Genomic DNA, 16,577 nt, shown 5'->3' with positions numbered 1-16,577 from the left:
CAGAAGTGAGAGGGCTGTATGTATGACTTCCAAAGAACCGTCCACACGCAATTTACTTGATTCTATGATCGCAGGTTGGAAAAATAGCAGAATGACCCGTTACGGAATGTTTGCTCTGCTATTTGTAGTGCTTTATGTCAGTCTGGCACCCAATCTGCTTCCACAGCGCTTTGATATTCAAGTCGGTACCGTGAGTGATAGCGATATTATTGCTCCGATGCAGATTCCGAATAACAAAACTACGCTTCAAGCGCAGGAAGCTGCTGCTGAACAAGTAGAATCTGTATACGCGATTGTATCGATGCGTAGAGAAACGGTTATTTCACAAATGTTAGATCGAATTGAATCTCTGAATCAAGATGATCAGATTACCAATGCGGATAAAGCACAGATTTATAGCGAAGAGATTCCACAACGTGCCCAAAATTCTATCGCTAACTTTATTCGGAATAACCGTGAAGCAGGTAAATATTCAGATAAGATGTTAGATGAAATGCAAAAAACCATAGGCGAGCAAACGTACAGTATTCCTGAAGAAACGTTTCTCAAAATTCCACGTCTATCCACATCTGAAATACAAGATATGCGTCAGGTCGCTACATCGATTATGTCTCGTTTAATGAGCGATCAGATAACAGATGCGCAATCTGCACGTGCTAAAGTCGCTGAATTGGTCAGTACCAGTTCTCTAAGTAGCCGTACAGCTCGTGAAGTGGTGCAAGAGCTTGTCCGTGCCACACTCACAGCTAACAAGTTCTATGATGAAGAAGCGACCCGAGCGGCGAAAGTAGAAGCTCGTGAGAATACACCAACCGTCTATATTCAGCAAGGAGAAGTACTTGTTCCTAAAGGCGAGAAGATCACACAGGAAATGTATACATTGCTGGATGAAAATGATCTGCTCAAAAACGATGTGAATTATTGGCCTCAACTGGGTCTAGTACTGTTTGCCTTTTTGATTACTTTAGGGCTGTATATGTATCTACGTCAGTCTATTCATCAAGGTCGAACTTACAATAATGCGCAGTTGTTCATGTTGATCGTTATTTTTGCGATTGGTGTGATTTGCTTGCATCTGGTACGTATTTTGCAAATGGGTAATTCACCTTACTTTGGATTCCTTGTACCAGCGGCTATCGTGGTGATGTTAATTACATTGTTGCTTGATATTCAATTGGCGTATATTTCGTCGATTATTATGAGTATTTTAGCAAGTATTATTTTGAATATGAGTCAGCATGAACTATTCGATTATCAATTTGGATTTTTCACATTAGTGGTTTCATTTACAGCGATTCAATGTATTCATCGTGCTAGTCAACGTTCCACTATTCTCAAAGCAGGTATTATGAGTTGCTTCTTTGGAGCGATAGCGGTTTTGACATTAGTATTACTGAATGATGGAGAATGGACACGTATATCGATGATGTATGCTGTTGGATTTGCTTGTATTGGAGGGCTGATCACTACTGTATTGGTGCTTGGATTAATGCCGTTTTTTGAGACGACTTTTGGTATTTTATCTGCGCTTAAATTAGTAGAATTGTCGAATCCAAATCATCCGTTATTGCGTAAATTGTTAATTGAGACACCGGGTACTTATCATCATAGCGTGATGGTAGGGAATCTGTCCGAAGCCGCCGCAGAAGCGATTGGTGCCGATGGATTGTTATGTCGGGTCGGTTCATATTATCATGATATTGGCAAAACCAAACGTCCGGGTTATTTTATCGAAAATCAGAACAATATTGGTAATCCACACGATAGTATTGATCCTAAGCTCAGCAAATCAATTATTATTGCTCATGCTCGTGATGGCGTAGAAATGCAGAAAGAGTACAAATTACCAAAACCGATCCGTGATATTGCTGAACAGCATCATGGAACAACCTTTTTGCATTACTTTTATCACAAAGCATTGAAGCTAGCAGAAGAACAAGAGATCGAACCGGATTTCACTGAAAATGATTTCCGTTATCCGGGGCCCAAAGCCCAGACCAAAGAAGCGGCTGTCGTAGGAATTGCAGATAGTGTAGAAGCGGCAGTACGTTCACTTAGCAAACCTACTGTAGAACAAGTAGAGACGATGATCGAGAAAATTATTAAAGGTCGCGTCGATGATAATCAATTTAATGAATGTGATCTAACGATGAAAGAACTAGATGTGGTCGCCAGAACGCTCAAAGAAGCCGTAATGGGGATATTCCACTCTCGTATTGAATATCCGGAAGACATCAAGAAACCGGATCAGAAGGAGAATAAAGCATGAGTTTACAGCTTGCATGGGAAAATGAACAAAATAAATATGAGATTACAGATGAGCTAATCACTACACTTGAACTGATTCTGCAAAAAGCAGGAGAACAAGAAAAAGTGAATGATGGTGAAGTTGCTCTTACTTTTGTTGACGATGAAGCAATTCATGAGCTAAATAAAGAGTATCGTGGGATTGATCGTCCAACAGATGTGTTGTCTTTTGCCATGCATGAATCGCTTGATGATGAATTAGATATTATCTATGATCCTGCATTAACTGGACAGGATACACCACTTCCAGGCGATATGTTAGGCGATATTATTATTTCGGTGCCACGTGCTATTGCTCAGAGCGAAGATTATGGGCATTCGGTAGAACGGGAACTTGGTTTTTTGTTTGTTCATGGTTTTCTGCATTTGTTAGGGTATGATCATCAAGATGATGAGACCGAAGCCGAAATGATGGGCAAGCAAGAAGCGGTATTACAACAAGCAGGATTGACACGCTGATGAAAAAAAGAACGTGGAGAGCCGTATTTTTTTCTGCGGCAGAAGGAATTGCAGACACTTTTCGGACAGAACGTAATTTTCGTATTCATGTATTGATTACATGTATTATCATTATCGCCGGAATCCTTTGTCATGTATCTGCTGTAGATTGGATGCTGCTAACATTAGCGATAGGTATGGTGCTCGGAGCGGAATTAATGAATACCGGTGTTGAAGCTGCTGTAGACCTATGCTCTCCCGATTGGCATCCCTTTGCCAAAAAAGCAAAAGATGCCGCAGCAGGAGCTGTTCTTATTTCTTCCATCGTTGCGATTGTGATTGGTCTTATTGTGTTTGTAGAACCTTTTTTATCATGGTTCACCCGATAAATAGTGTACATGACTATAACGTATACGTTCCCCTCTAATGACTTGAGGTATAGAGTCAGGAGGGGATTTTATCTTTTTTTATGCAAAAAGTTCTAGAACATCATGTAGATTAGTGGGCGTAAACGTCTAAATCGTGTAATATATAAGAATAGGCAGTGTATGGAAACGATCAATACGATACATGTTCAGGAGGATTACCATGGAATCATCACAATTATTACAAGAAGCTATTCTTGCTCGTGCCAAAGCCTATGTACCTTATTCCAACTTTGCTGTCGGTGCAGCATTGCTTGATCGTAATGGACAAGTGCATCACGGCTGTAATATTGAAAATGCAGGCTATACTCCTTGTAATTGTGCAGAACGTACAGCGTTGTTTAGTGCGATTGCGCAAGGGCAACAACCCGGCTCTTTTCAAATGATGGCTGTTGTTGGAGATACAGATGAACCGATTGCTCCTTGTGGAGTATGTCGTCAGGTGATGGTTGAACTATGTCAACCGGATATGCCTATATTGCTTGGAAATATGAAAGGCGATACGCGGTTGACGACAATTTCAGAATTGTTGCCACATGCGTTTGGACCGTGGAATTTAAATAAATAAGCGGAATCGTTGAGAACTTTATATACACAGACTTGTACTACCAAAAAGCACTTTAATATGACAGGAGCTATTCTAAAGAATAACTCTTGGAACGGAGAATGATATGTCGAAAAAACATTTTAAATCAGGGTTTGTGGCTATTGTCGGCAGACCAAATGTAGGGAAATCCACACTAATGAATCAGGTGATTGGACAGAAGATTGCGATTATGTCTGACAAACCACAGACTACACGTAACAAGATTCATGGCGTATTTACAAGAGATGATAAACAAATCGTTTTCTTGGATACACCGGGTGTGCATAAGCGCCAATCCAAATTGGGCGATTATATGAATCAGACTGCACTAAACACACTTAGCGAAGTAGAAGCTGTTCTATTTTTAGTTGATGCAGCTGAAGGACTAGGTGGCGGAGATCGCTTTATTATTGAACATCTAAAAAAAGTAAAAACACCTGTTTTTCTAGTGATCAACAAAATTGACCAAGTGGTACCTGAGCAGTTGTTGCCTATTATTGATCAATATCGTAAATTGCATGAATTTGCTGAGATTATTCCGATCTCTGCCAAACTCGGTAACAACGTAGATACACTGATGGAGCAAATTGGTAAGTATTTACCAGAAGGCCCTCAGTATTATCCAGATGATCAAATTACAGATCATCCAGAACAATTTGTATGTGCTGAGTTGATTCGTGAGAAAATTTTGAATCAGACACGTGAAGAGATTCCTCACTCCATTGCAGTAACTATCGAAGCGATGAGTGTAGAGCCTAACGGTGTAGTTAATATTTCAGCGGTGATCTTTGTAGAACGTGATTCTCAAAAAGGAATCGTTATCGGTAAACAAGGAGCATTATTGAAAGAAGTAGGTAGACAAGCACGTATGGATATTCAGAATTTGCTAGGTTCTAAGATTTTCTTAGAGCTATGGGTAAAAGTGAAAAAAGATTGGCGTAATCAAGATAGTGTGTTGAAAGATCTTGGTTTCCATCGTAATGCTTAATCTATAGTTAAATCGGGTTAATTATTTTATATCACTTCAATACAGATTCAGGATCGAAGAGCAGAGCATAGAATTGTATGCTCTGCTTCTTTTAAATTCAAAATGGACTATATTCATAATCAGATAGGGAGATGAGACATGCTATACAGGGTGGAAGGGATTATCATCCGCAGCATGGATTATGGCGAAGGGAATAAAATTGTTACGTTGTGTACAGAAACACACGGTAAGATAGGTATTTTTGTACGCGGAGCCAAAAAGCCCAAAAGCCGCCACGGTGCTATGGTACAGCCGTTTACGTATGGTGAATATTCCTTTATTCGTAATGGAACAGGTCTGGGTACTCTTAATCAAGGTGAGATCATCGAATCGAATCATAAGTTACGTGAAGATGTATTTTTAGCAGCTTATGCGGCTTATGGCTGCGAAATGGTCGATAAAGCACTCCAAGAAAATGAAACAGGACGCTTCTGGTTCGATCAACTCAAAGCATTTCTTTCTTTTCTAGGCGAAGGCAGAGATCCTGTCGTACTTACTACGTTGTTCGAAATGAAAATTCTGCAAGCGACTGGATACTCTCCGCAAGTGGATGCTTGTATTTTTTCAGGCGAAACCGAAGGGAAGTTTTTCCTCAGTCCAGGACTTGGTGGTATTTTATCAGAACGTGAACGTCGTCAAGATCCAGCAGCTTTTGCAGTTTCTCCGGGAACGCTCAAGTTGTTACGATTATTTTCTAGATTGGATATTCGTCGCCTTGGTAATATTGATGTCAAAGATTCAACCAAAGCAGAGCTAAAAAAAATTATGGATGCTTTTATGGAAGTTCAGTTAGGGCTTAAATTGAAATCCCGCCGCTTCCTAGATCAATTGGATAAGTATGAAACTTCACTTCAAAACCATGTTGACGAATAGTCTAAAGTCAGATATGATCTAGGTTATAACTTGTGTATTATATACACACATGATGCGTTGACCGGATTAGTAAGCAGAAGATTATCGTCTTTGGATAGCGAGTCAGGGATAGTGTAAGCCTGATGACGACCTTATGCCCAATGGCATCCGTGAGCATATGAGCTGAATAGAAAAGTGGATGACATGCAAATGTCTTCAAATAGGGTGGAACCGCGGGAATACAACTCTCGTCCCTATGTCTGTACATCAGGCGTAGGAACGGGAGTTTTTTGCGTGCGATGCAGATGATACATATTCAGCGAAATCACCTATCAACTATGAAGATAAAGGAGTAATGTCAATGAATTTCCAGCAAATGATTTTGACACTGCAAAATTTTTGGGCAGCTCAGAACTGTATTATCGTACAGCCTTATGATACTGAAAAAGGTGCAGGAACAATGAATCCAATGACGTTCCTACGTTCGATTGGACCTGAACCGTGGAATGTGGCTTATGTAGAACCTTCCCGCCGTCCTTCAGATGGTCGTTATGGTGAGAACCCTAACCGTTTGTATCAGCATCATCAATTCCAAGTAATCATCAAGCCTTCACCAGATAATATTCAAGAATTATACTTGGATAGCCTCAAAGAATTAGGGATTAATCCGTTAGATCATGATATTCGTTTTGTAGAAGACAATTGGGAAAATCCATCACTCGGCTGTGCAGGTCTAGGTTGGGAAGTATGGCTAGATGGTATGGAAATTACTCAATTCACTTATTTCCAACAAGTCGGTGGTATTGAGACAAATCCGGTAGCTGTTGAAATTACGTATGGTATGGAGCGTCTAGCTTCTTATATTCAAGATAAAGAAAATGTGTTTGATCTAGAATGGGTGAATGGCATTACGTATGGTGATGTATTCCATCAACCTGAAGTAGAGCATTCTACGTATACATTTGAAGTCTCCGATGTAGCGATGTTGCTTAATCTATTTAGCACGTATGAGCAAGAAGCGAAGCGTGCTATGGATCAGAACTTGGTATTCCCTGCTTATGATTATGTTTTGAAATGTTCACATACATTTAACTTACTGGATGCACGTGGAGCGATCAGTGTCACCGAACGTACAGGCTATCTGACTCGTGTTCGTAACTTAGCACGTCAAGTGGCAGCTACGTATCTGGAAGAGCGTGAGAAGTTAGGCTTCCCGATGTTGAAGAAAGGAGATGCTTAATCATGGCAAAAGACATATTACTTGAAATTGGACTGGAAGAAGTACCTGCACGCTTTTTACGTGCAGCGATGAACCAATTGCTTGATAAAACAGTCAAATGGTTAGACGATTCCAGATTGACTCATGGAGAAGCAAAAGCTTTTGCAACCCCACGTCGCCTTGCAGTATGGATCAAAGATGTCGCTGAAAAGCAAGAAGATATCAATGAAGAAGTTAAAGGCCCTTCTCGCAAAATTGCTCAAGATGAGACAGGTGCTTGGAGTAAAGCAGCACTTGGATTTGCACGTAGTCAAGGTGTTGATCCCGAAACATTCACTTTCCGTGAACTCAGCGGAGTTGAATATATCTATGCTCAAAAGAGCAGTGTAGGTATAAGTACCGAAAGTATTGTTGCTGAAGCATTGCGTAACATTATTACGACAATGACATTCCCTAAAAATATGCGTTGGGGTACACATGATTTCAAATTTGTACGTCCTATTAAATGGATTGTTGCACTATGGGGACATGATGTGATCGACTTTGAAATTACAGGCGTACACACAGGACGCACAACACGCGGTCACCGCTTCTTAGGTAGTGAGACTGAGATTGCTGAGCCTACATTGTATTTAGAAGCTCTTCGCAATCAACATGTTATTGCTGATATTGAAGAACGTGAAGCGATGATCAGTGCACAGATCGCTCATTTAGCGAGTGAAAAGAATTGGCATATTGATGTCAAAGAAGACTTGCTAGAAGAAGTATTATTCCTAGTCGAAACGCCGACTGTATTGTACGGAGCATTTGATCCTGCATTTTTGAATATTCCGCAAGAAGTATTGATCACTTCGATGCGTGAACATCAACGTTATTTCCCTGTACTGGATGAAGCGGGTCAATTATTGCCTTACTTTGTAACCGTACGTAGTGGAGATAATCGTTCTTTAGATATTATTGCTAAAGGAAATGAAAAAGTGTTGCGTGCACGTCTGTCTGATGCCAAATTCTTTTATGAAGAAGATCAGAAAGTACAGATTGATACAGCACTTGCCAAGTTAGAAAATATTGTGTTCCATGAAGAGATTGGAACAGTAGGCGATAAAGTACGTCGTATTCGTCAAATCGCAGATCAATTAGCCGTACAACTTCATGTGACGCCTGAGCAAGCAACAGCAGTTAGTCGTGCAGCAGATATTTGTAAATTCGATTTGGTCACTCAAATGGTCTACGAATTCCCTGAATTACAAGGGGTTATGGGTGAAGACTATGCACGCAAAGCAGGCGAAAGTGAAGAAGTATCGCGTGCGATCTTTGAACATTATCAACCACGCTTTGCAGGCGAAGCTTCTCCAGCATCATTAACAGGAGCACTTGTCAGTATTGCCGATAAGCTGGATACCATTGTAGGTTGTTTCTCAATCGGGATTATTCCTACAGGTTCGCAAGATCCATATGCTCTTCGTCGTCAAGCAGCAGGGATTGTACAAATCTTGCTTGAGCATCAATTATCACTGACTTTAGAACAATTATTTGATATTGCCCTAAATATTCATCAAAATTTAAGGAATATGAAACGTTCTTACGATATAATACGTATAGAACTATATGACTTCTTTGGACTTCGTGTGAAAAAATTGTTGTCTGAGCATCTTCGTTATGATGTTGTAGATGCAGTTATCGCATCAGGATTCAATCATATTGGTTCTGTGGTTGCTCGTGGTCATGATTTGATGAAAGTGGTTCAAGAAACACCAGACTTCAAGTTGACGATCGAGTCTTTTGGACGCGTATCTAATCTTGCAGCGAAGTCTTCTGGTGTAGCTGTACAACCAGCATTGTTTATCGAACCAGCAGAGCGTGAATTATACGCTTCATGGCAAGCCGCTACTACAGAATATCGCAAACTGCTTGCAGCTAATCGCACAGCAGAAGCTTTAGCATTATTGTCTTCTTTACGTCCAGCAATCACTGCCTTTTTTGATCAAGTGATGGTTATGGCAGAAGATGAAGCTGTACGGGAAAATCGCCTTGCTTTACTAGCAGCGGTCGATCAAGATATTCGTAGCTATGCAGACTTCTCGAAGTTGGTTAAATAAAAGATAATAACAGATTTACAGATATAACTTTAAATGAACGACTAAATACAGCTATACGGAACGACGGCATTTATGTCTTGTCGTTCCGTATTTTCTACTTTTATAAACGAACGTATGCTCCATAGGAAGTCCCGATGAGAGGGGGGATGGAAATTGGAAAGTAACAAGCCATTCCACCCGCGTACGATTGTGGTGGATGGAGATGCTTGTCCGGTCAAAGCAGAAATTGCAGAGACGGCACGAGCATTTCAGACACCTGTCTTAATGGTGTCTTCTTTTGATCACAAGATTTATGCAGAAGAAGGTGTATCTGTGGTTCAAGTGGATCGCAGTGATCAGAGTGCTGATCTGTATATTGTGAATCATGTGCGTCCAGGAGATATTGTGATTACACAAGATTATGGTTTGGCAACGATTGCTCTAGCAAAGCAATGTCGAATTCTTTCTTTTCGAGGAATGGAATTTGATAGTGAGAATATAGAATTCCTGTTGGCACGCCGACATGCACAAGCCAAAGCACGTCGTAGTGGCAAGTATGGTAAAGGTCCTAAGCCTTTAACAACAGAAGATAAGAAAAATTTTCAGTCACAATTAACAAAACTTTTAACAAATTTGCAGGAGATCGACTCCTAGCTATCGAATATTATGTATCGTGTGAAAAGAGATGAAGGTGGTAACAATGAGCACCGGACATAATGGTGGTATTCCTGACGAAGTGATTGAAGCTGTACTTCAGCACAATGACATTGTTGATACGGTAGGCAAATATGTTCATTTGACCAAACAGGGGAAATATATGAAAGGCCTCTGTCCATTTCATTCGGAGAAGACGCCTTCTTTTACAGTGACGCCTGATCGTCAAATTTTTTATTGTTATGGTTGCGGAGCAGGTGGCAATGCAATCAAGTTTAGAATGGAGATTGACGGGCTTTCTTTTCCAGAGGCTGTAAAGTTGATGGCAGAAGAGTCACATATTCCTTTTCAGGATGGTAAAGGTGGAGGAGTGGCTCCTCGTGATCAAGAGCTTGAGCGTTTATTACAAGCTCATGAATGGACAGCCAAGTTGTTTCATTACCTTTTGAAAAATACGGAACATGGCAAACCAGCAATGGAATATTTACGTGCCCGTGGATTCGGGGATAAGCTGATTGATCAATTTCAAATTGGCTATGCGCCTGATCGTTGGGATACGCTAGTTCAATTTTTTGAAAAACGCTCTTTTGATCTCAAAGAAATGGAAAAAGGCGGCTTACTTTCTTCCAAACAAGATGGTTCTGGATATGTTGATCGATTCCGCGGACGAGTTATGTTTCCAATTATGAACCGAAGCGGCAGGATTATTGCATTTGCAGGTAGAATCTTGGGAGAAGGGCAGCCCAAGTATCTCAATTCACCTGAGAGTCGTTTATTTAACAAAAGTCGTACTCTCTATAATCTGAATCTTGCTAAGTCTGCTATTCGTAAACAAGGGCAGCTGGTATTGATGGAAGGTTTCGGTGATGTGATTGCATCATGGGATGCGGGGGTACAACATAGTGTAGCGACGATGGGCACAGCGCTTACTGAGAATCATGCTTCTTTAATGAGAACACTCACAGAAGAAGTCGTGATTTGTTATGACGGTGATAATGCCGGACAAGCAGCAGCGCTCAAAAGTATTCCGATTTTGGAAGAAGCAGGCATGCGCGTTAAGATCGCTTTATTGCAAAACGGGCTCGATCCGGATGAGTATATCAAAACATACGGAGCCGAACGTTTTGCAAGTCAAGTGATTGATGGTGCGGTGTCAACAACCAAATTCAGGCTTATTTATGTGAAACGAAATTACAACTTGTTAGAAGAAGATGGCAAAGCGTCTTATGCTCAAGAAGCATTAAAAGTGATTGCTCAGCTATCTTCACCGACAGAGCGAGAAGTATACCTTAGAGAGTTATCAACCGAGGTAGGTGTATCGCTTGAAAGTCTTAAACAAGATTGTAATTTGATGCGTCAGACTTTGAATAGGACTCGTCCGCAAGGACAGAATGGGAATCGCAGTTCTGGAAATGGTAATTCTAGAAAAGCTCAGGGTACACCTACTCTGTTACCGGCTTATCATGCGGCAGAGCGTCGCCTAATTGCAATGATGCTACAAGATGCTGAAGCGGCAACTTATGTATCAGAACATCTAGGAGATGCTTTTAATATTGCTGATCATGCTGCGATTGCTTCCTATATTTATGCTTATTATGCGCAAGGTAAGCCACCCGATGTAAGCCGATTTATTTCGTCGCTTCAGGATGATCGGCTAGAAAAGACAGCGACTTCGATCCTTATGATGGATACCCCTCATGGTGACAGTACGCAAGTTTTGCAAGATTGTATTCAACAGATCAAAAAGTTTCCACAACAGAAACAAGTAGAGCAAAAAAGAGAAGAAATGCTACGCGTTGAAAAGTCAGGTGATTTTTTACGTGCTGCACAAATTGCAAGTGAGATTATCGCCCTAGAAAGACAGTAATTGTCTTGTACGGATAGTTCTAGGGAGGAGGGAGTCGAAAGATGGCGAACGATCAGCATACTGAATTAGAAACCGAATTAACATTAGATCAGGTGAAAGAACAATTAATAGAGGTCGGCAAAAAAAGATCCTCTCTGAATTACAAAGATATTATGGAAAGACTGGCTCCATTTGACCAGGATTCCGAGCAAATTGATGAGTTTTACGAGCAATTGGGTGATATAGGTATCGAAGTGGTCAATGAAGGCGACGAAGAAATTACAATGCGCCCTAGTACCGATCGTGAGAGTTCAGATAGCGAATTTAATTTCGACGATGACCTTGCGCTTCCACCAGGTATCAAGATTAATGACCCGGTTCGTATGTATTTGAAAGAAATCGGTCGTGTTCCTCTATTATCAGCAGATAATGAAGTCGAATTGGCTAAACGGATTGAAAATGGCGATGAAGAAGCAAAACGTAGATTGGCTGAAGCTAACTTACGTCTCGTGGTTAGTATTGCTAAGCGTTATGTGGGACGCGGAATGTTGTTCCTTGATTTGATCCAAGAAGGTAATATGGGTCTAATCAAAGCGGTTGAGAAGTTTGACCATACAAAAGGATACAAATTTAGTACGTATGCTACTTGGTGGATTCGCCAGGCGATTACGCGCGCAATTGCCGATCAGGCAAGAACGATTCGTATTCCTGTGCATATGGTAGAAACCATTAACAAATTGATTCGGGTTTCCCGTCAATTGCTACAAGAATTAGGACGCGAACCTACACCAGAAGAAATCGCTGCTGAAATGGAACTAAGTGTCGAAAAAGTTCGTGAGATTATGAAAATTGCTCAAGAACCTGTTTCGTTAGAAACGCCGATCGGTGAAGAAGATGATTCTCACTTGGGCGATTTTATTGAAGATCAAGATGCTTTGGCTCCAGCAGATGCTGCGGCTTATGAATTGTTAAAAGAGCAATTGGAAGATGTTCTGGATACTTTGACAGAGCGTGAAGAAAATGTACTTCGTCTACGCTTTGGTTTAGATGATGGACGTACGAGAACGCTTGAAGAAGTTGGTAAAGTATTTGGTGTTACGCGTGAACGGATTCGTCAGATTGAAGCAAAAGCACTTCGTAAGCTTCGTCACCCAAGCCGTAGCAAACGTCTGAAAGATTTCTTAGAATAGAGTATACAAAGAGACCTTCTGCTTATAGCGGTAAGGTCTCTTTTTGTATCATGATGTTTTTTTGTTTACATATCAGTCAAAATTCGTTTTTTACAGATTCACCATGTAAGGGGTTTACTTTTGCTCCCAATTAAGCGATATATAACTATAGAAGAACATAACAGGCTATAATGCAAGTATAGCTGTTATCAGTATCTAATAATCGGTTACAATCGGCTGGCAGCGCATAGATCGAGCAATGGCCTAGTGATGAATAGGGAGTGGGAAAGTCGTGGATCGGGGGAAACGGGAAGTTATTTTGGATGAAATTGAATACTGGCGGGAAAATCGCTTGCTTCCAGGGCATTATTGCGATTTTTTGATGAATTTGTACGATGTGGATCAAGAGCGGAGTGACAAAAAAGTACTGTCGATGAATTCATTACAACAGGGCAATATTCGCACATGGTTGTTTACTTTTATCGTGGTATGTTTTATTTGTTTGACTATTTTGTATTTTGCTACATTTCCATTTTTAGTACAGCTGGTATGTATACCGTTATTTACGGCTTTATGTTATACTGGCGGAATTCGTGTGCGTACACGTAATGCGCTGGCATCGTCATTTTTATTAGCGATAGGTAGTTTGCTCATGTTGGGATTAGGTATATTTTTGATTCGTGAACAGGGCATGGATGAACGTGTTTTTACAACGCTGTTAATTTTGGTTTGCGCGATAATATGGTGTATACTCGGTTATATTATTTCGAGTCCTGTGTTATTGTATATAGGGTTTGGTGCTTTTGTATTATTATATGCAGGGTTCTTTGCTCAGGTTCAACCTAAAGCTTCATGGTTGATGTTACAAGGGCTATGGTTACCTATTAGTTTGTTATTAATGTGGTTTTGCTGGCTTGTACATCATCGTGGCAAAAAAATGGCGGCTGTTTATTTTACAAGTAGTCTTGGAGTCTGGTTTATGCCGGAGATTGATGAAGTCTTTCTACGGGGACAAATGCCAGAAGCATTCGCACTATTTTGTATGGTAAAAGTGGCATTGATATGTATTATTTTATTTGTACTTCGAAAAAAATGGATAGCGTGGGTGGCTGCATGAAATTATCAACACGATTAACAAAAATTGCAGAGCAAATTCCGACAGGAAGCCGGTTGGCGGATATTGGTTCCGACCATGCCCTTTTGCCGGTTTTTGCTATGCGTAAAGGCATAATTACAGAAGCAATTGCAGGGGAAGTCAATGTAGGTCCTCGTGATGCAGCTCAGCGTCAGGTGAATGAAGCAGGACTCAAAGAAAAGATCAATGTAAGATTAGGTAATGGACTTGCTGTGATCCAGCCCGGCGAAGTCGATGTGGTAACAATCGCAGGAATGGGCGGCGTATTGATCGTCTCTATCTTATCGGAAGGCATTGATAAATTAGCAGGTGTACAACGTCTTGTACTTCAACCTAATGTCGGCGAAGAAAACGTACGTCGTTGGTTACTAGAACATGATTGGTTTTTAAGCCATGAACAAATTTTAGAAGAAGACGGCCGTATTTATGAAATTTTAACAGCAGATCGTCTGCCTGATGCGAGTACGCAAAATCAACAATTATATGCAGGGATAACGTTAACTGCTCGCAGTACAGATCACCAAGTGAATGATTATCATGTTGATCAAGATAGCTTGCTACGTTTTGGACCTTATTTAATTCAAGAAGGGTCTGCCATTTTTCAACACAAATGGTCTCAAGAAATCAATAAACTTGAAAAAGTAGCTGCTTCAACAGGTAAGTCTGAAAATGAAGAAGCACAAGCCAAATCGGCTGCTTTTCGCCAACAGCTTCAAACCGTGAAGGAGGTTCTAGTATGCTTGCAAAAGGACAAACTGTAATTCAATATATGGAGCAATTTGCACCTAAAAGTATCGCTGTACCTGATGATCGAATTGGTCTGCAATTAGGAACGCTACAAAAGGATATTCGTAACATTCTGGTTGCTCTTGATGTAACAGATGAAGTAGTCGATGAAGCGATCGCTCTTAATGTTGATTTGATTATTGCTCATCATGCGATTATTTTCCGTGCTCTTAAAAGTATCAATACCAGTACGCCAATGGGTAAATTGTATGAAAAGCTTATTAAGCATGATATTGCAGTCTATATCAGTCATACGAATCTAGATATCGCTGAAGGTGGAGTCAATGATTGGATGGCGGATGCGTTAGGGATTCGTCAGACAGTACCGATCGAACAGACATCTACAGATTCTTTATTCAAATTAGTCACTTTTGTACCTAATACTCATGTAGAAGGTGTACGTAATGCGATCACTGCGGCTGGTGGCGGTCATATCGGTGATTACAGCCATTGTACGTTTACTTTGGAAGGCACAGGTACATTTCAGCCGGAAGAAGGCAGTGAGCCTTACATAGGGACTACAGGTAAATTAGAATCGGTATCTGAGATTCGTCTGGAAACAGTCGTTCCTTCCAGTCTACGTAATAAAGTGATTCAAGCATTAATCAAGTCTCATCCTTATGAAGAAGTAGCTTATGATCTGTATCCGTTAGCAGATAGCGGTAAAGTATATGGTCTAGGTCGTGTAGGTAAATTAGATGCTCCGGTGAGTCTTGCTCAATTTGTCGATACCGTTAAACAAGGATTAGATGTATCTATTGTACGAGTAACCGGTGATCTTCAGCGTACGATCAAAAAAGCAGCAGTGCTTGGTGGATCAGGTAGTCGCTATGTGAATCAGGCTTTATTTAAAGGTGCAGATGTAATTGTGACAGGAGATATTGATTATCATACTGCTCAGGATGCACTGATGGCTGGGATAGCGATTATTGATCCCGGGCATAATACAGAGAAGATTATGAAGTCAGGACTGGCTGAGGTTATACGTAAGCGACTAGAAGCAGATAAGTACGATACTCAAGTACATGCTTCTACAATCAATACGGAACCTTTTCAATTTGTATAAAAGTTAATCGGGTACAAAAGCTATGTTAATCTTTGTATTTAAAGATTTGAAGCCGTATATCTTTATGTTAATTATCATTTGCTTTACAAAATGTACTGTACGAAATGCATCGAAATAGCTAGAGAATACAATCAAATCTGCATTTTTGTAATGTAAACTCTTAAAAAGTGTAATGTATGCTTTACACTCTTATAGAATGATTATATAATGTGAAGTGTTGCGTTCGCGGAAAGCTAAACAGACAATCGCCGGTGACTTATCGTCACGGGAGGAAAGTCCGGGCTCCACAGGGCAGGGTGCTGGATAACATCCAGTCAGCGCGAGTTGAAGGATAGTGCCACAGAAATGGACCGCCGATGGCTGATTTCTTCGGAAATTATGCACAGGTAAGGATGGAACCGGGGTGTAAGAGACCCCGAGGAACGCTGGTGACTTCGTTCCTGGTAAACCCCATCTGGAGCAAGACCTAAAGAGATACGGCTTTTTTTCGGAAAAGCAGCCTTTGCCCGAGGTGTATCGAGGTTGGTCGCTGGAGCCAAACAGTAATGTTTGGCCTAGATAGATGATTGTCGCCTAAAGTGGGAGGGTAGTTCCCGTCTGAACCACAAAAGGCACAGAACCCGGCTTACGAGAAGCTTTCCCCACTAACGCTACTATTTATTTGATGCAGTATACAGATATCATTTATAAGTATTGATCATGATCCGATATAGAGTTATAGACACTCTGTACCGGTTGTATATCCGCTGGAAGAAGGCGGTGTGTCTTTCCATCTCTGGAGAGCACGCCGCTTTTTGATGCGGTTAAAATTGATATTCTAATAACAAACTTGCTTCTTTGTAAAAACCAAAGTAATCTATATGATAATAAACCATTCATCAATGGGGATATTGATGAGATTCCTTTCACAAGGAGACGTTTTTAATATTTAAAATATGGTTAAAATGAAGTTAAGAAGATTTTGTACACATCAGAGATACCATAAGTAT

Annotated in this window: 14 protein-coding genes and 1 other RNA gene; all 15 read left to right on the top strand. The window is 40.6% G+C overall.

Annotation, left to right across the window (positions count from 1 at the left end; genetic code table 11):
• Positions 1–22 precede the first annotated feature (22 nt).
• The 15 genes from PO903_RS20850 to rnpB all read left to right on the top strand — a co-directional run bounded on the left by PO903_RS20850 (position 23) and on the right by rnpB (position 16,231).
• The gene (locus tag PO903_RS20850) at positions 23–2,269 is read left to right on the top strand and encodes an HD family phosphohydrolase (protein ID WP_069329832.1); all 2,247 of its coding nucleotides are present in this window, start codon (positions 23–25) and stop codon (positions 2,267–2,269) included.
• Positions 2,266–2,766, top strand: a complete 501-nt coding sequence (gene ybeY / locus PO903_RS20845; protein ID WP_069329831.1) for an rRNA maturation RNase YbeY — start codon at positions 2,266–2,268, stop codon at positions 2,764–2,766. Before PO903_RS20850 ends, ybeY begins: the two co-directional genes overlap by 4 nt.
• Positions 2,766–3,134 carry a diacylglycerol kinase family protein gene (locus PO903_RS20840; protein WP_069329830.1) on the top strand — a complete coding sequence of 123 codons (369 nt, stop codon included), beginning with the start codon at positions 2,766–2,768 and terminating at the stop codon, positions 3,132–3,134. The genes ybeY and PO903_RS20840 overlap by 1 nt, the downstream gene beginning before the upstream one ends.
• A gap of 199 nt (positions 3,135–3,333) precedes the next feature.
• Positions 3,334–3,738 (top strand): cytidine deaminase, encoded by a 405-nt coding sequence (gene cdd / locus PO903_RS20835; protein ID WP_069329829.1) that lies wholly within the window; start codon positions 3,334–3,336, stop codon positions 3,736–3,738.
• A gap of 103 nt (positions 3,739–3,841) precedes the next feature.
• Positions 3,842–4,744, top strand: a complete 903-nt coding sequence (gene era / locus PO903_RS20830) for a GTPase Era (protein WP_069329828.1) — start codon at positions 3,842–3,844, stop codon at positions 4,742–4,744.
• Between the two features lie 138 nt (positions 4,745–4,882).
• Entirely contained in the window at positions 4,883–5,656 is a 774-nt protein-coding gene (gene recO, locus PO903_RS20825; protein ID WP_069329827.1) for a DNA repair protein RecO, read from the top strand.
• Between the two features lie 340 nt (positions 5,657–5,996).
• A complete protein-coding gene (glyQ, locus tag PO903_RS20820; RefSeq protein ID WP_069329826.1) occupies positions 5,997–6,875 on the top strand; it encodes a glycine--tRNA ligase subunit alpha in 879 nt (292 codons plus the stop codon).
• Between the two features lie 2 nt (positions 6,876–6,877).
• Entirely contained in the window at positions 6,878–8,953 is a 2,076-nt protein-coding gene (gene glyS, locus PO903_RS20815; RefSeq protein ID WP_273594452.1) for a glycine--tRNA ligase subunit beta, read from the top strand.
• A gap of 153 nt (positions 8,954–9,106) precedes the next feature.
• A complete protein-coding gene (locus tag PO903_RS20810; protein ID WP_069329824.1) occupies positions 9,107–9,586 on the top strand; it encodes a YaiI/YqxD family protein in 480 nt (159 codons plus the stop codon).
• A gap of 46 nt (positions 9,587–9,632) precedes the next feature.
• The gene (gene dnaG, locus PO903_RS20805) at positions 9,633–11,453 is read left to right on the top strand and encodes a DNA primase (protein ID WP_069329823.1); all 1,821 of its coding nucleotides are present in this window, start codon (positions 9,633–9,635) and stop codon (positions 11,451–11,453) included.
• Between the two features lie 41 nt (positions 11,454–11,494).
• A complete protein-coding gene (gene rpoD / locus PO903_RS20800) occupies positions 11,495–12,622 on the top strand; it encodes an RNA polymerase sigma factor RpoD (RefSeq protein ID WP_069329822.1) in 1,128 nt (375 codons plus the stop codon).
• Between the two features lie 271 nt (positions 12,623–12,893).
• Positions 12,894–13,718, top strand: coding sequence for a hypothetical protein (locus PO903_RS20795; RefSeq protein WP_273594451.1), 825 nt, complete (start codon positions 12,894–12,896; stop codon positions 13,716–13,718).
• Positions 13,715–14,497, top strand: coding sequence for a tRNA (adenine(22)-N(1))-methyltransferase (locus PO903_RS20790; protein ID WP_273594450.1), 783 nt, complete (start codon positions 13,715–13,717; stop codon positions 14,495–14,497). The genes PO903_RS20795 and PO903_RS20790 overlap by 4 nt, the downstream gene beginning before the upstream one ends.
• Complete coding sequence (locus tag PO903_RS20785; RefSeq protein WP_273594449.1) at positions 14,473–15,588, top strand: Nif3-like dinuclear metal center hexameric protein; 1,116 nt, start codon at positions 14,473–14,475, stop codon at positions 15,586–15,588. Before PO903_RS20790 ends, PO903_RS20785 begins: the two co-directional genes overlap by 25 nt.
• 229 nt (positions 15,589–15,817) lie before the next feature.
• An RNA gene (gene rnpB / locus PO903_RS20780) (RNase P RNA component class A) lies at positions 15,818–16,231 on the top strand.
• The last annotated feature ends 346 nt before the right edge of the window (positions 16,232–16,577 follow it).

It is taken from the genome of Paenibacillus sp. PK4536 (assembly GCF_028594455.2).
In the GTDB taxonomy this organism is placed as follows: Bacteria; Bacillota; Bacilli; order Paenibacillales; family Paenibacillaceae; genus Saccharibacillus; species Saccharibacillus nuruki.
The sequence above is the reverse complement of the archived record's forward strand: the minus strand, read 5'-3'. Positions and strand labels throughout refer to the sequence as shown.

Excerpts from the sequence above, each read along its gene's own strand:
- glyQ (WP_069329826.1), top strand. The coding sequence starts at position 5,997 with ATGAATTTCCAGCAAATGATTTTGACACTGCAAAATTTTTGGGCAGCT.
- rpoD (WP_069329822.1), top strand. The coding sequence starts at position 11,495 with ATGGCGAACGATCAGCATACTGAATTAGAAACCGAATTAACATTAGAT.
- PO903_RS20840 (WP_069329830.1), top strand. The coding sequence starts at position 2,766 with ATGAAAAAAAGAACGTGGAGAGCCGTATTTTTTTCTGCGGCAGAAGGA.
- cdd (WP_069329829.1), top strand. The coding sequence starts at position 3,334 with ATGGAATCATCACAATTATTACAAGAAGCTATTCTTGCTCGTGCCAAA.
- PO903_RS20785 (WP_273594449.1), top strand. The coding sequence starts at position 14,473 with ATGCTTGCAAAAGGACAAACTGTAATTCAATATATGGAGCAATTTGCA.
- glyS (WP_273594452.1), top strand. The coding sequence starts at position 6,878 with ATGGCAAAAGACATATTACTTGAAATTGGACTGGAAGAAGTACCTGCA.
- dnaG (WP_069329823.1), top strand. The coding sequence starts at position 9,633 with ATGAGCACCGGACATAATGGTGGTATTCCTGACGAAGTGATTGAAGCT.
- PO903_RS20790 (WP_273594450.1), top strand. The coding sequence starts at position 13,715 with ATGAAATTATCAACACGATTAACAAAAATTGCAGAGCAAATTCCGACA.
- PO903_RS20850 (WP_069329832.1), top strand. The coding sequence starts at position 23 with ATGACTTCCAAAGAACCGTCCACACGCAATTTACTTGATTCTATGATC.
- era (WP_069329828.1), top strand. The coding sequence starts at position 3,842 with ATGTCGAAAAAACATTTTAAATCAGGGTTTGTGGCTATTGTCGGCAGA.
- recO (WP_069329827.1), top strand. The coding sequence starts at position 4,883 with ATGCTATACAGGGTGGAAGGGATTATCATCCGCAGCATGGATTATGGC.
- ybeY (WP_069329831.1), top strand. The coding sequence starts at position 2,266 with ATGAGTTTACAGCTTGCATGGGAAAATGAACAAAATAAATATGAGATT.